At 30.0% G+C, this 237-nt stretch carries 1 pseudogene; it reads left to right on the plus strand.

Annotated elements, in window-relative coordinates:
* Window positions 1–237: pseudogene (locus TEPIDINF_RS15320) on the plus strand (IS4 family transposase); the annotation flags it as partial.

The following is a 237-nucleotide window of genomic DNA, read 5'->3' on the forward strand; positions in this document are numbered from 1 at the left end:
TACTTAATGAAGATCTGCAAAAAACACTTGGATTTGAATCGATAAGTGCCTCTCAATTATCACGAAAAAACAATGAAATCAATCCAGAAATTCTTTCAACCCTATTCATAGATCTTGTTTATCAAATACAACAAATCCACTTTAAAAATAGAAAGAACATGTCATTAAAGATCATTGATTCAAGTACACTACCGCTTAACTTAACCCATTACAAATGGGCAAAATTTCGTAAAACAA

The sequence above is a fragment of the Tepidibacillus infernus genome (assembly GCF_048898065.1).
In the GTDB taxonomy this organism is placed as follows: domain Bacteria; phylum Bacillota; class Bacilli; order Tepidibacillales; family Tepidibacillaceae; genus Tepidibacillus_B; species Tepidibacillus_B infernus.